The sequence below is a fragment of the Rossellomorea sp. GAMAL-10_SWC genome (assembly GCF_049568075.1).
GTDB lineage: Bacteria > Bacillota > Bacilli > Bacillales > Bacillaceae_G > Gottfriedia.
The window spans coordinates 343,194-357,477 of sequence record NZ_CP144911.1; the positions used below are offsets into that span (position 1 = coordinate 343,194).

Annotated in this window: 15 protein-coding genes, 1 pseudogene and 1 riboswitch; of the genes and pseudogenes, 6 read left to right on the forward strand and 10 right to left on the reverse strand. The window is 31.9% G+C overall.

The window, feature by feature from the left end; translation table 11 throughout:
- The first annotated feature begins 3 nt into the window (after positions 1-3).
- The 3 genes from V5E38_RS01630 to V5E38_RS01640 all read left to right on the forward strand — a co-directional run bounded on the left by V5E38_RS01630 (position 4) and on the right by V5E38_RS01640 (position 2,959).
- The gene (locus tag V5E38_RS01630) at positions 4-1,179 is read left to right on the forward strand and encodes a M20 family metallopeptidase (RefSeq protein ID WP_499211952.1); all 1,176 of its coding nucleotides are present in this window, start codon (positions 4-6) and stop codon (positions 1,177-1,179) included.
- A gap of 111 nt (positions 1,180-1,290) precedes the next feature.
- On the forward strand, positions 1,291-1,485 hold the full coding sequence (locus V5E38_RS01635; protein WP_098427932.1) for a DUF3311 domain-containing protein: 195 nt from the start codon (positions 1,291-1,293) through the stop codon (positions 1,483-1,485).
- Position 1,486: 1 nt separating this feature from the next.
- Positions 1,487-2,959 carry a sodium:solute symporter family protein gene (locus V5E38_RS01640; RefSeq protein WP_499211953.1) on the forward strand — a complete coding sequence of 491 codons (1,473 nt, stop codon included), beginning with the start codon at positions 1,487-1,489 and terminating at the stop codon, positions 2,957-2,959.
- A 100-nt stretch (positions 2,960-3,059) separates the two neighbouring features.
- On the opposite strand, the pseudogene V5E38_RS01645 reads toward V5E38_RS01640, so the two are convergent.
- From V5E38_RS01645 to V5E38_RS01655, 3 genes and pseudogenes are all read right to left on the reverse strand, one after another.
- Positions 3,060-3,620: pseudogene (locus V5E38_RS01645) on the reverse strand (VanZ family protein).
- 345 nt (positions 3,621-3,965) lie between these two features.
- Positions 3,966-4,784: an SPFH domain-containing protein gene (locus tag V5E38_RS01650; RefSeq protein ID WP_499211954.1), complete on the reverse strand. Its 819-nt coding sequence runs from the start codon at positions 4,782-4,784 to the stop codon at positions 3,966-3,968.
- A complete protein-coding gene (locus V5E38_RS01655) occupies positions 4,781-4,930 on the reverse strand; it encodes a hypothetical protein (RefSeq protein ID WP_179887080.1) in 150 nt (49 codons plus the stop codon). Before V5E38_RS01655 ends, V5E38_RS01650 begins: the two co-directional genes overlap by 4 nt.
- A 595-nt stretch (positions 4,931-5,525) precedes the next feature.
- Here V5E38_RS01655 and V5E38_RS01660 point away from each other — a divergent pair.
- Positions 5,526-5,831, forward strand: a complete 306-nt coding sequence (locus V5E38_RS01660) for a helix-turn-helix domain-containing protein (RefSeq protein WP_499211955.1) — start codon at positions 5,526-5,528, stop codon at positions 5,829-5,831.
- A 112-nt stretch (positions 5,832-5,943) separates the two neighbouring features.
- Here V5E38_RS01660 and V5E38_RS01665 read toward each other — a convergent pair whose 3' ends face one another.
- Positions 5,944-6,879: a helix-turn-helix transcriptional regulator gene (locus V5E38_RS01665; protein ID WP_499211956.1), complete on the reverse strand. Its 936-nt coding sequence runs from the start codon at positions 6,877-6,879 to the stop codon at positions 5,944-5,946.
- 156 nt (positions 6,880-7,035) lie between these two features.
- Between V5E38_RS01665 and modA the strand changes: the two genes are divergently transcribed.
- On the forward strand, positions 7,036-7,848 hold the full coding sequence (gene modA / locus V5E38_RS01670; protein ID WP_499211957.1) for a molybdate ABC transporter substrate-binding protein: 813 nt from the start codon (positions 7,036-7,038) through the stop codon (positions 7,846-7,848).
- Between the two features lie 18 nt (positions 7,849-7,866).
- A complete protein-coding gene (locus V5E38_RS01675) occupies positions 7,867-8,037 on the forward strand; it encodes a hypothetical protein (RefSeq protein ID WP_499211958.1) in 171 nt (56 codons plus the stop codon).
- Positions 8,038-8,103: 66 nt separating this feature from the next.
- Here V5E38_RS01675 and V5E38_RS01680 read toward each other — a convergent pair whose 3' ends face one another.
- From V5E38_RS01680 to V5E38_RS01705, 6 genes are all read right to left on the reverse strand, one after another.
- A complete protein-coding gene (locus V5E38_RS01680) occupies positions 8,104-8,568 on the reverse strand; it encodes a hypothetical protein (RefSeq protein WP_499211959.1) in 465 nt (154 codons plus the stop codon).
- Between the two features lie 197 nt (positions 8,569-8,765).
- On the reverse strand, positions 8,766-9,191 hold the full coding sequence (locus V5E38_RS01685) for a hypothetical protein (protein ID WP_499211960.1): 426 nt from the start codon (positions 9,189-9,191) through the stop codon (positions 8,766-8,768).
- Positions 9,163-10,359, reverse strand: a complete 1,197-nt coding sequence (locus V5E38_RS01690; protein ID WP_499211961.1) for an MFS transporter — start codon at positions 10,357-10,359, stop codon at positions 9,163-9,165. Before V5E38_RS01690 ends, V5E38_RS01685 begins: the two co-directional genes overlap by 29 nt.
- The gene (locus V5E38_RS01695) at positions 10,356-10,985 is read right to left on the reverse strand and encodes a dienelactone hydrolase family protein (protein WP_499211962.1); all 630 of its coding nucleotides are present in this window, start codon (positions 10,983-10,985) and stop codon (positions 10,356-10,358) included. Before V5E38_RS01695 ends, V5E38_RS01690 begins: the two co-directional genes overlap by 4 nt.
- 100 nt (positions 10,986-11,085) lie before the next feature.
- Positions 11,086-12,342, reverse strand: coding sequence for a cytochrome P450 (locus V5E38_RS01700; protein ID WP_499211963.1), 1,257 nt, complete (start codon positions 12,340-12,342; stop codon positions 11,086-11,088).
- A 14-nt stretch (positions 12,343-12,356) separates the two neighbouring features.
- On the reverse strand, positions 12,357-13,589 hold the full coding sequence (locus tag V5E38_RS01705; RefSeq protein WP_499211964.1) for an HD domain-containing protein: 1,233 nt from the start codon (positions 13,587-13,589) through the stop codon (positions 12,357-12,359).
- A gap of 269 nt (positions 13,590-13,858) precedes the next feature.
- Positions 13,859-13,960: riboswitch (purine riboswitch) on the reverse strand.
- Between the last annotated feature and the right edge of the window lie 324 nt (positions 13,961-14,284).

Here is a 14,284-nt window from a genome sequence, read left to right on the forward strand (position 1 = left end):
ATCATGCAAACAATATCATTAGATAGTTTAGTAGAGCAAACAAAAGAAGAAGTAATTAAGTGGAGAAGGCATTTCCATCAGTACCCAGAGTTATCTTTTCACGAGGAAAAAACAGCTCAATATGTGTATGATACACTTCAAACTTTTGGAAATTTAGAGATAACTCGTCCAACAAAGACAAGTGTTATGGCTCGTCTGATTGGTTCTCAGCCCGGCAAAGTGTTAGCAATTCGTGCCGATATGGATGCTTTACCGATTGAGGAAGAAAACACTTTTGAATTTGTTTCTACAAATCCGGGTGTAATGCATGCATGTGGGCATGATGGTCATACAGCAATGCTTCTAGGCACAGCAAAAATTCTAACTAGTTTAAAAGATAAAATCAAAGGTGAAGTTCGCTTTTTGTTTCAACACGCCGAAGAGTTGTTTCCTGGTGGTGCAGAGGAAATGGTACAAGCAGGAGTAATGGATGGAGTTGATATGGTAATCGGTGCTCATCTTTGGGCTCCTATGAAACTAGGTACAGTAGGTGTAGCTTATGGACCGATGATGGCTGCTCCAGATACTTTCTATATTACTGTTGAAGGTAAGGGTGGACATGCAGCACTTCCTCATGACACGATTGATTCAATTGCGATCGCTTCCCAAGTTGTAACGAATCTTCAACATATTGTTTCTAGAAACACTGATCCACTTGATAATCTAGTAGTTTCTGTTACTAAGTTTATTGGAGGTACAACTCATAACGTAATCCCAGGTTCAGTTGAAATCTGTGGAACCGTTCGTAGTTTCAACGCCGACCTTAGGAAATCAGTTCCTGACCTTATGGAACGTGTGATAAAAGGAATAACTGAGGCTCATGGTGCACAATACAAATTTAATTATGAGCTTGGATATCGCCCTGTTATCAACGATGATCAGATTACGAAGGCTATTGAAGAAACGATTCTAGAAGTGTTTGATGAAAAGACTCTCGACCTTATGAAACCAAACATGGGTGGTGAAGATTTCTCTGCTTTCCAACAAAAGGCACCAGGAACTTTCTTCTATGTGGGAGCAGGAAACAAAGAAAAAGATATTACTTATCCGCATCATCATGCACGGTTTACAATAGACGAGGATGCTTTGGAAATTGGTGTAAAATTATTTGTTCATGCAACATTTAAGCTTTTAGATTAATAGACTTATGGTTAAGTAGACCTTATTTTATAAGGATATACTTAATCTAAATCTCTATTTTCTGAATATTTAAACTAGTATAAATTTTAAATTGAAAGTGGGGAACAATTTTTGAAAATCTATCATTTATTAGCACTTATTCCATTTATTGCTATTCTGGGCTTTTCATCTTGGGCAAACCACGTTGAGCCATTTGTATTAGGAATGCCTTTTCTACTTTTTTGGGTTGTACTTTGGACTGTTTTATCAACACCAGTTATGTGGATTATCTTTAAATTAGATACGGCGAATAAGGGGGACAGATAAGATGAATAGTGCATTAATTATAATTTCTCTTTTTCTTGCAGTATCGATTTTTCTAGGGGTACAAGCTAGGAAAGGAAAAGACATGAATCTTGAGCAATGGAGTGTTGGTGGAAGAGGATTTGGTACGATTTTCGTCTTTCTTTTAATGGCAGGTGAAATCTATACAACCTTTACGTTCCTAGGTGGAAGTGGTTGGGCTTATGGAAAAGGTGGTCCAACATACTATATCACTGCTTACGGTGCACTTGCTTACATTATGTCTTACTGGTTGCTTCCAAAAATATGGAAATATGCCAAAGAAAATAATTTAATGTCCCAACCGGACTTTTTTACAAGTAAATACAAAAGTAAAGCCCTTGGCGTTTTAGTTTCACTAGTTGGTGTTTCTGCTGTAATTCCCTACTTAGTTCTACAATTAAAAGGATTAGGAAGCATCGTTTCGGAGGCTTCTTATGGAATGATTTCACCAACTTTTGCGATTTGGATCGGTGCTATTTCAGTAACTATTTATGTAATGATCTCTGGTATCCATGGATCTGCATGGACTGCAGCGTTAAAGGACATTATGATTCTTGGTGTTGTTCTTTTTCTAGGAATTTATCTACCATTTCATTATTATGGTGGATTCCAAGCGATGTTTGAAGCAGTTGATAAAGCTAAACCAGGTTTTCTAAGTCTCCCAAAAGAGGGTTTAAGTGTATCTTGGTTTAATTCTACAGTTCTTCTAACAGCTTTAGGTTTTTATATGTGGCCGCATACTTTTGGCTCCATTTATTCAGCTAAAAGTGAAAATGTATTTCGTAAAAATGCGATTATCATGCCTTTATACCAACTTGTGTTGCTATTTGTGTTTTTCGTTGGATTTGCAGCAATTCTTCAAGTTCCTGGACTACAAGGTCCGGATGCCGATCTGTCTTTATTAAAATTAAGTAAACAATCTTTTAACCCGTGGTTTGTTGGAATCATTGGTGGAGCAGGGGTATTGACTGCAATCGTGCCAGGTTCGATGATTCTAATGGCATCTGCTACTTTAATATCAAAAAATATTTATAAAGTATTTGTACCAACTGCAACAGAAAAGCAGGTTGCAGTTTTAGCTAAATACCTAGTTCCTGTAGTTGCATTATTCGCAGTTTTTTTCACATTTAATGGTGGAACTACATTAGTAACTCTGCTTTTAATGGGATACAGTCTAGTTACTCAATTGTTCCCAACACTTGTCTTTAGTTTAATGAAAAAGAACTTTGTAACGAAGCAAGGTGCATTCGCTGGTATTCTTACTGGAGTTGCAACAGTTACTTATGTCACTATAAGTAATACAACAATCGGATCATTATTTCCAGCACTGCCTCAATATATTAAAGATTTGAATATCGGTGTAATTGGCTTAGTTGTAAATCTTGTATTTTTAGTCGTTGTTAGCTTACTTACTAAAAATATAGCGGTTCAAAGCAAAAAAGAAATTGTAGCATAAATAAGAATTACTTTTTAACGAAGGGGTTGATTGCTTTAATCAGCCTCTATTTTTTTGTGTAGGTATTCTTAAGAATCTAGGAAATTTACGAAGTTAGGTTTTAATCTTTGAACGTTTCAAAACTTTTAAAGTATCTTGAACTTACTTTATAAATAGCTAGTCCTATAATTGTTCCAGTTGTATTTAGTATTAAGTCATCAATATCACATGATCTGTAGTTATAGCCAAGGAACAGTCCAGAAATAGCTTGAATTAATTCGATTGTTAGACTTAATGTAAAACCTATTAAAATCGTTTTTCTGTTTGTTATTTAAAAAAATAGAATAGGGAATGCAAATCCTAGTGGTATAAATAATAAAACATTACCAGCAATTTGTTTTAGAACAATTGAAATTGAGCCATAATTGATGGTATCTACGATCGATTTAAAGGGAATAAAATTATGATTAGATCCCAACTGATCTTCTATCATTACTCGAATTAAATATTTTTGATAGGGGAAAGGAAATAAAGTGAAGTTAATTAGACATGTAAAATAAATACCAAAGATTAACCAATAAAGAAGTTTTAGGAAAGTTATGGAACCTTTTAGATATTGATATCCAAAATATAAGATAAAAAAAGTAGAAATGATGATGCTAGGATATAAGAAATTTAACAATCATTTCTACCATCCCTTTCATATTAGCAGACTTAATAACTTAGAGATCCTGAACCTTGAATATTACAACTACAATATTTAGCTCTGTTTCCTATTGTTTTTATACATATAGAGAATAGCATACTTGTATAGTTTTCATTCACCATTTTTATGTCAAATTTTAGAAACTTATAAATTAGTTCTTTTTGTATCTTAAAATAAATAAAAACCCTTTCTATAAATAAAGAAAGAGTTTTAATTTGCGGAGAGGATTTCTTTTTTATTCTATTTTTAAAATTTTTGGGGAGAAATAAAATTTTAAATTAATGTGACCACTTTAGAGAAAGCTTCTAGATTGTTCTTTATTTATTTTGCTTGCACTAGAGGTGTCCCGCCTTGAACAGTAACCCAACCCCATTTTTGTCGAGCATCCATTTCCATTTTCTTTAATAATTCTGGAGTAAGTGAGTCTGATAAAATTTTATTTGCTTTAGCATCTGCTTCTGCATTTAGGATTTTTGTTTGGTTTTCAATTTTTGCTTTTTCTTGGTCAGCTAATGCCTTCTTTACGTTCAATTCAGAAGTTGCCAACTGTGCTTGTGTCTGTGCCATACCTGCAGGAGATCCTACGTGTGTAAATCCAAAAGTTCCGACTTCAATACCTTGTTTTGCGAGTTCCTTATCTAGTGCAAGATTGATTTCTTCAGTAATATCAGCTTGTTTTGAACCTTTTATGTCGTTCCAGCTATATTTGTGCGTAATTTTGTTCACAACATTTTTCATTGTAGGTTTGACGATATTATTTTTGATGTAACTAATATCTTTTCCACCTACTGATTGATAAAGATTAGCTACGATTTTAGTTGAAATTTTCCATGTTAAGTTTGTATTAACAGGTAGTTCTTGCTGATCTCCGGTACCTACTGACCATTCTTGATCAGAATTACCACCTTCGTGTTTGTCACTTGATAAAACTAAAGATTGTGTATATGTAGGGTATTCTTGGACGGAAACTCCCCAACCAGTCCAATGAAAACCTTGGGGGACTTCAGTAATTTCTCCACTCATATGTTTTTCAATACCGATACTACCAACACTAATATGCGACATACCACCAATTGTGTAAATAATACCTCCAATTATAATAACACCGCCTGCAATCAGACTTCTTAATCCACCGTTCACTCTTCATCTCTCCCGATTTCTTTTTTAATGTTTTTAATATGATTATTAAATAATCTACCTATTTTGATAAAGACCTTATAAAACAGTAAGAAGAGAACGATTCCAATAATAACAACTAAAATTCCGAATTGATAAAAGAAAACCATTGTTATTCCCCCGAATGTGCTAATTAGATTGACTATCTTTCTACCTTTTCTTATATGCAATTATAGTTTGATTTAAGCCTTATTAATAATTAAATTTTGCTTAGAGATATAGTGTGTTAACAAGCTTTTTTGGAAAAAATAATAGCTTTTAACCCAATTCCCCCAAATGAATAGTTATAGTTAAAAAGATTTTAAGAATAGAGAATCCCTTAGAAAACCACCAATTATAGGTGGTTTTTCTATTTGAGTAATATAATATTGGCCTATTTAACATATATTTCTTCTGAAATTAGCCGTATCAAACTGGAAAATTCAATAAAATCAAGGCAAAAATAACCCAAGTTTAAATCAAAGGGAAATCAATTTTAATTGTAGAACTTTTCCTTTATTGAGTTGGTATCATTTGAAATTGTTCAGTTGGTTTTTAGGAAGGTGATTACATACGCAGTTATAAACGATTAATTCAGTGAAAAATCATTATTTAATCAGAAAAAACAATATTGATACTTTTTTTCAAAATTAAAATTACATCAACACTTAATATAATAAAACTAGATCAGGAAAAGGAACATCTTAGAGTATGGAGGAAAGTAATATGAAAATTGAACAATTAAGTCATCTTTGTGGGGTTTTAGAGAGTGGTTCCTTTACGATTGCAGCACAGAAATTTTTTATGAATGAAGCTGACTTGAAAGAATCAATCATTAGTTTAGAAAGTGAATTCGGCATAAAGTTAATTGAGTGTGACGACGAATCTAAAGTGGTGCCTTCTTTTGGATGTTTACAAATTATTTCATATATAAAGGAAATCGTAAGGAATTGTCGAGAAATTGAAGAGGAAATTAAATCCTTACATAAAAAATCTTCTGTTAATACAATGTATGATGTGAGTATTTTTTAACTCATTATAGTTTTAAATATAGGACCAAATCATAATTGCTTTGGTCTTTTTGAATAACTCTTACTTTTCAAATAAACGGCAAAAAAAAGGCTACAAATTAAGTAGCCTTTTTTTAATTTGTCTCATATATAATTTTCCCGGTCCTGGAAGTATCATAATCTCCTAAAGAATCAACCTCTGATTGAAACTGATTTGAAGATAAAATTTCTGTGACAATTCTGATCAGTCGTTCATTTGCAGGTTTTTTTAATATAACAAGGTCATATTGTTCTGTGATTAGTGGAATAAAATCAATTCCTACAATTTTAGCAGCTTTTTCAATTCCGACTCCAACATCTGATACCCCGGTAGAGACAGCGGAGGCCACGCTTAAATGATTGCTTTCTTCATGCTCATATCCGTTAATTTTTTTAGAAGAAATTTCGTTGATACGGAGCTGTTCATCGAGAAGAATTCGTGCACCCGAACCTTTCTCTCTATTTATGATCTTTATATCTTCACGTTCTAAATCTTTCCAAGATGTAATCTTTAAAGGGTTACCTTTTTTAACATATAAACCTGCTTTCCTAGATAGCAGATTGAATAAAATAAATGGATGTCCCACTAAAATTTTTTTAAGATATGGTAGATTATACTCTCCTGTATCTCCGTCAAAAAGATGAAGGCTAACGATGTCACATTCGCCATTATACATAGAAATAAGACTGTTTAAGCTTCCAGTAAAAGATCTTAAAGATTTATAGGATGAGTTTTTCTCGATCTGTTTACCGAGCATATCTAAAACTAAATCTTGGCCACTAATAACAACATGATTTGATTCTTTTAGATCGCTTCTGCGAGGTTCAGAAACAGAGGCAGGCAATGTGGTGTTCGGATTGGTTTTATTGTTTTTTATGTAATTGTCCAAGTCATTTGCTGCTATTCTCATCTGTCTTCCTACACGGAATACAGGTAATTCACCTTTTTTGACAAGGTCATAAATGGTTAATTTCGATACTTTTAAAAACTGTGACACTTCTTCGATTGTATAGGAAAGTTCCATCGTCATTTACATCCCTCCATTTTCTATTTTAACTCAATGCCTTTTAAAAAGCATATTCCTAGTAAGTTTAATGGGAATTTTAAAATTCTATTTCTTATTTAGTTATAACTAAATATAATTATATATAACTAGTTATGTTTTAGAAAGGAAGGCTGATGAATAATGAAAAAATTTTATTCTTTATTTTTATCGATAACGATGTTATTAGGACTAGCAGTATCCGGTTGTTCAACAAATGAACAAGCTACAAAGTCTACAGGCAAGAAACAAGAAACTGTTCAAAAGAATGTGGAATTGACGATCTCAGCAGCAGCTAGCTTACAGGATGCACTAAATGATATTAAAGCAAACTTTGAAAAGGCAAATCCTAATGTGAAAATAAATTTTAACTTTGGAGCATCCGGAGCATTACAACAACAAATTTCTCAAGGAGCACCGGTAGATCTTTTCTTCTCGGCCGCAGAAGACAAATTTAATAATCTAGTACAAGATAATCTAATTGATAAGAGCCAAGGTAAAGATGTAGTTGGGAATGAACTCGTATTAGTTGTACCAAAAGATACAAAAAAAGAAATTAACTCCTTTGAGGATCTTACGAAAGCAGATAAAATTTCAATCGGTACGCCAGAAGCGGTACCAGCAGGACAATATGGTAAAGAAACATTGGAAAATTTAAATGTTTGGAAATCAATTGAAGGAAAAGTAGTATATGGTAAGGATGTTAGACAAGTACTTTCTTATGTAGAAACAAATAATGTAGATGCAGGGATTGTATATAAAACAGATGCGCTGACATCAACAAAAGTTAAGATTGTAGCAACTGCAGCTGAAAGTACACATGATCCAATTATTTATCCGTTAGGCGTAATAAAGAATAGCAAGCAACCTAAAGAAGCTAAAAAATTCTATGAATATCTTCAAAATGATGAGTCTATGAAGATATTAGAGAAGTATGGGTTTAAGGGACTAAATTAACTGACATGAGTCTTAGAAATGAGCCGATTAGTTGATTGGCTCATTTTTCTTTTAGTGGGTATATTAAAGAAGCTTGGGAAGTATTCGGTACAGATGATTAGAACATCTTTGAAATACAAGGATTCCTCCGTTCTATATAAAGAACAATTAGGTAGCTTTGTTAAAGCTTGTTTAGAAGAGGAAATTTAAGAGAGGAGGATATTAATAGTAAGAATGGGAATTGGTTAGAAAAATTTATATCAATGCCGAATAATATTAGTGCATGTATTCCTTTATTGATATATTGAAGAGTTTTCGGTCTCTTTTCCCTTTTTGACCAATTAGCCAGTACCAGCTTTGTCCAATATAAAAAGAGTTTGAAACAAGTTGTTCAATATACTTTGAAATAATTCCATTGATTTTTTCTTTTTCAATTTTATTTTTTATAGACAAGGCAATGACAAAATAGGATTTATCACTTTCAAATTCAAGTAATTGTAGATGATATTTACCACCTTTTTTTTCATTAAAATCATTTAATACGTGATCTATACAGTTTCGGACGTCAATTTTATATTTAGCTGCATCGTTCCAATTTGATATAAGAGAGTCATTTAATGAGACAGTTAAGATGTAATATGATGCATAGTCTTTAGGATTAAATTTTCGTTTCTCACCTGTATATTGATGTAAAGGTGGAACAACAAATTTTTCATAATCAGCAAAAAAATCTTCAGTCATGTTTAATACCTACTTTCTAGATTGAACAAAAGTTTACTATATCGAATCTTAATTTAGTTTTTCCTATTCTTTCCAAAAATAGACAGGTAAAGATGAATTGGATTAAGGAAAAGAAAATATAAAATTTTTAGTAAAAAGCAGAGTTGAAAAAATTCAACTCTGCTCCATTGTAAATGAATTTTTCAATCTATTTAGCTTTATAGTATTTGAAGCGAGAATACTAGAGAGGTGAAATCACCATTCGCAAAAGCATCATTACAACTGTAGAACATGACATCTTTCTCTTTTTTGATTCTCATACCAGACTGAAAATCATGGAATCCAATCATTCGTTCTTCTTCCCAGACATTAAAAACATTTAAAAAGCCACTAGAGCATTTTAAGATCAGTTCTGATTGAATTTCACTTTTCCATATAATAACTGTTTTTTGTTTTGGGGCATCATTGATTGATATTCCATTTTCTGAAATAAATCCGATACCTTGATTTCTAGGAGAATTTGAACTCAAAAATTTTAACTTAATCACTTTTTCTTCATTCATTTGAAATACTTCTGTATGAATCGTTTCATTAGATTTTACAGACTTGTTAGTACTATACACTTTTTCTTTTACTAGTAACATTTTCACTTATCTCTCCTGTTAAGTTATTTTGATCCCCTAATGTTAATTTCAAAAAATAACACAACCCTAAACAGGGGATACAGACTAATGCCATACCTAAAAAAGCAAAAGATGGAGATATAGAGTAGAGGTAACCACTTGCTAATGTTAAAATACCGCTACCTAAACTTAAACCTAGAGCTGCATAAATTCCATGAGCAAAGGGGAAGTACTTATTTTCAATGTTTTCATCTAAGTATTTCACAAAGGCATACTGAGTAAGCCCAAACGTAATAGAGTGTAATAATTGAGACAATACAAAAACTGAAATACTGTTAAAAGAAAAGATCAATACCCATCTTAATATGGATGCACTTACACTAAACAGTAATAAAACTGGAACAGATCGTCTTTTAAATAAAGAGTCTGATATATAGAAGAAAACAATTTCTGATATTACTGCAATGATTAAGATGAATCCTGTAAAACTAGTTTTCACCCCAATATTTTTCAAAAAAAGCACAGCATAACTATAATATGCTGCATGTGCAGCTTGAAGAGTGATACAGATCGCTAATACTATTAAAAATGCTTTTGATTTAAACAACTTAAACAATGGAACTTTCTTTGATGTTATTTTTGCTTTTAATGGTAAAGGAGCGTTAATGGATGTTAAGAAAGAGAGTAGAACACATCCAATGATCAAAAAGTAAATAACTACATTTTCACTTTTTAAAGATATGATTATTCCAGTTAATGATAGAGAAATAATATAGCCAATCGAACCATAAGATCTACTCTTTCCATACACTATTTTGCTTTCCCTAATAAGGATAGATGCCATAGCTTCATACATAGCTAAAGGCATTGGATAAACAAGGCTTAGTAAAACTGTAATAAAAGCTACTGCAATTAAACTATTAAACGGGATTAATATGATTAATAGCGTAACAGAAGTTAAGGAAACTACTTGATTTAATCTTGCTAAATTTAGGTATCTACTTATAAATGGAAAAATAAAAAAGGTTGTTATTGACCTTGTTATTAATCCTAAAGCAATGATTAGTCCAGCTTCATCAGCTGTAAAACCTTTACTTGTTGTTAGCCAAGTAGACCAATAGGGCACGAAGATTCCGAAAGTGAAGAAAAACCCAAAAAACTGTAAAGACATCCATCTTTGAGCGGTCATTTGATTCCTCCAGTTTCGGAAAAATTATTATTTTGTTTCATAATAAAATCATGCATTTTTTGAAAACAATATTCAGTAGCATACTGATCATAATTAGAAGTTGATTGATCGGTAAAACCATGACTTCCTTCTACTTTAATAATTTGAATCCTATCTTTTGTTTTCAATTCAGTTAGGACAATTTCGGGGGCAAATGATTTTTCTTTCGTTGGGAATATTAATAAGGTCTCACATTTTGGACTAACCTCTAAATAGTCCCTAATCCTCGAACCATAAAATCCAATTACTCCATCAAATAACCCGTCATATTTACTGCATAGCCATGCAATCGTTGCACCTACACTAAAACCCAAAATATACAAATTAGCACACTTAGTTCGAAGTTCTTTTGCAAGAGTGATCATTTTATTAGTAGCTAACTCAAACCCAATCTCATTCACAAAATGCTGATAAGCTTTCTTTTCATCTTTATAGCAATAGTTCTCAATATTACTTAATAGATTTGGACATACAACTGTAAATCCTAACTTATTTAAACTGTCGCAAATATCTTTTATATGTTTGTTAATACCATAAATTTCGTGAACAACTAAAATGGTGGTATTATGAAACTTGCAATTATTCAATTTTTAATCACCTCTAACTTAGAAAAAATAGGAATAGAATTTTGTTCTATTCCTATCATTGTGTAACAGAGTCCAAAAACTTGAGTTGAGTTTCAGACTGCTAAATTTTTACTTGCATCTGGATCATTCCAGTGAAAGTAGGGTTTGCAGTCCACTCTGGATTTTCTAAATCATATAATGAGACGATTGTTGGAAAACGAGTTATTACTTCCTTAAGAATCTCCATGATCTCTACACGAGCAAAAGCAGCAGCAATACAAGTATGATAACCTCCACCGAAAGCTACATGACGGAAACCTGTTCTACTTATATCCATTTTGTCAGGATTTGCAAATACTCGCTCGTCTCGGCCAGCAGAAGCTAAGAAGAAATAAACAGAATCATTTTGTTTGATTTGCTGTCCGTGTAATTCGATATCATTTGAAGCATGTCTAACAATATATTGGATTGGCCCTTCTAGTCTCATTGTTTCATCTAATACTTTTGGAAGAAGAGACATATCATTTTTAAGCATTTCTAGAACATCTTGATTCTTAAATAGAAGATGTAATGTATTACTTAACACAAACTGAGGAATTTTATGTCCACCGAAAATTAAGTGCATTGTTTGTGCAATTAATTGATCATCAGTAAGTTCACCATCTTCACCAGGAGTCTCAGATATTAACCTACTTAACAAATCATTTTTCTTTTCTTTTCGTCTTTCCGCAATCGCATCTGAAAGGTATGTCCAAATTTCTCTTACACTTCCTCTAACTTGTTCACTAATTTCTTTACTAGGAACATGAGACACAACGAAATCTTGCATAAATAATGCGATATCATCAGACCACTTAATGAATCTGTCAACTTCTTCACCAGGAATTCCTAACATTTTACAAAGTACCATCGCAGGAATAGGGTGTGCGATCTCTTTTACAAAGTCAAATGAACTTATGTTTTTTTCAAGTACTTTATCAACGATTGTAGAAACAATTTTCTGAATTTCCGGAGCAATAAGATCGATTTCATTAACTAAAAAGGCTCTGTTCATATAACCTTTTAATTGTGAATGTACTGGTCGATCATTATAGACCATCCAAGTCTTAATGATATCGATTATATCTTTAAAATGTTGATCTTCTCCTTCAGCGAGATTACTCATTTTATTGGGAATTACATTACTTGAAATAAATTTATCTCCTAGTAAATTCTTGGACACATCCTCATACCTAGTTATAAACCAGGATTGCATTTCTTCATGCCAAAAAACAGGTGCATCGTTTCGTAATCTTTCATATAATTCGTATCTGTTTTCATAATACTCTTTACTATTTAAACTAAACTGCTCGACAGATTGTTTTACATTTGTACTCATGTTATTTCCTCCTGTTATACTACAATTATTTTTTTGTTAGATTTTCTTACAAAATTTCCAATCTCCATATCACTTAAATGACATATTACATCACAAACAAGACGTGAACGCTCAATAACATTTGAGATATTGATCAACTGTTGTAAGACTTCCTTATCTAATTTCAACAAAGAATCCTCACTATTTAAGTTAAAAAGATAATCGTAGGTGAACTGGATATTATGAGTAATCTTTTTATCTATTTCTCTATTAACTTTTCTTTCTAAGAAACATTTCTTTGTAATTTGATTTAATAGAAAAAGTTTTAATTCATTTTCTATTGGGAGACTCAATTTACTATACATTGGTTGTGCATAGTTTATCTTGATCACTAATGTATCTATAAAATCATGGATAATAGTTTGTAGTGGTTCCGATAGGAACTTTCGGTAATTTTGTAAAATTTCCCCAAGTATATTATTTTTAATGTCTTCCATAATCTTTGGAATGAAATAAAGTAATTCAGATCTACTAATTTCAGAGAAAAAAAGCATTGCCTCTTCTAGCATCGCGCCTTCAGTAAAATATTTGTTAAGTAATTGAGCAAATCTATTTTCTCCATAAAATTGAATTAAATCTTTTAGATCTGATAGGGCATAAGATAATGTATCTGCTATGTCTACAATCGATTGTTCAATGACATTTTCTTGATATGTCAAAAATAAGGGTTCTAAATAGTCTGTCATATACCCGTAATAGCCTTTGATTAAACCGTTATATTCTTCTCTAATTAAAGGAATTTTGGTTTTGTATTTCATTAAGGCTGTAAGGGTCCTGTATTTAAAATCATCCGAACTATTAACTAAAATTTTAACGCTCTGTGCATTCGATTCAAATCCACCCATAGTTTTCATCATTTCATCTAGCGCTCGTTCACCGGTATGTCCATATGGTGGATGACCAATATCATGAGCTAGACTAATAGCCTTTACTAAATCTTTATTTATGGGTGTAATATTATTCTCTTGAAAATAATGGTTAAGATGTTCCACGATTAAGCCTGAAACATGGCATACGTCAATAGTATGGGACAAACGATTATGGCAATGCTCTGAGTTGGGAATTAACTGTGTTTTTTTTGCTAATTTTTTTAAATGGGGGGATTCTAAAACTGCATTAAAGTCATGTAAGAACGCAATATTCGCTACTTGCGTTTGCTTGTCAGATAATCTTAGGTGGTCAAAAGTATGATACATGGCCTTATACATATCAATAAACCCCTTCTATAAACAGTAATTTAAGAAAACATTTAAATGACATAAAAAAACCAAGATAAAGTAGGACATATTCTCCACTAATGAGATAAGTCCTACTTTATCTTGGTTCGCAAAAAAAGTTGAAATTTTAAAGGGATATAAAGCCCTTCAAATAGGTGAAGAATACGCACTTTTAAATAGTCTAAGATTAATAGAGTATTTAAAAGGATCTATTCAAAGGGATATGGTTATCCTTTACTAAATTCAGCTTTTTTTTACTAATAAAGTAAAAATTACCTCGTAGTCTAATTCTTAACGGGAATTAGGTAGAGACTCCCAGACCATATTTCTGGAGATATACGAGCTATAATATATTTATGGTAACTAATGGTAAAATTGGAAATAATAACCTGCAGAATTATCAATTAATATATTACATTTAATCAAATTAAATATCAACAGTGTCTAAATGAGGATAAAGTATGAAGTTTTTTGGGTTAATTTAACTAGAACGCTATATGAAAGCTCAATTTATAAAGGTGCATTTAGTTGAGCGATGATTCATTCTCGATATTGACAGTGAATTTAGTGTGTAATAGTATAATAGTTAATTTTTAAATATTAAGTATTTTTAGAAAAATAGATTTGGCTTATACATAATGGAAAGATTATAGTGAGTTTCATCAAAAGGTTTGAGTTATACGCAG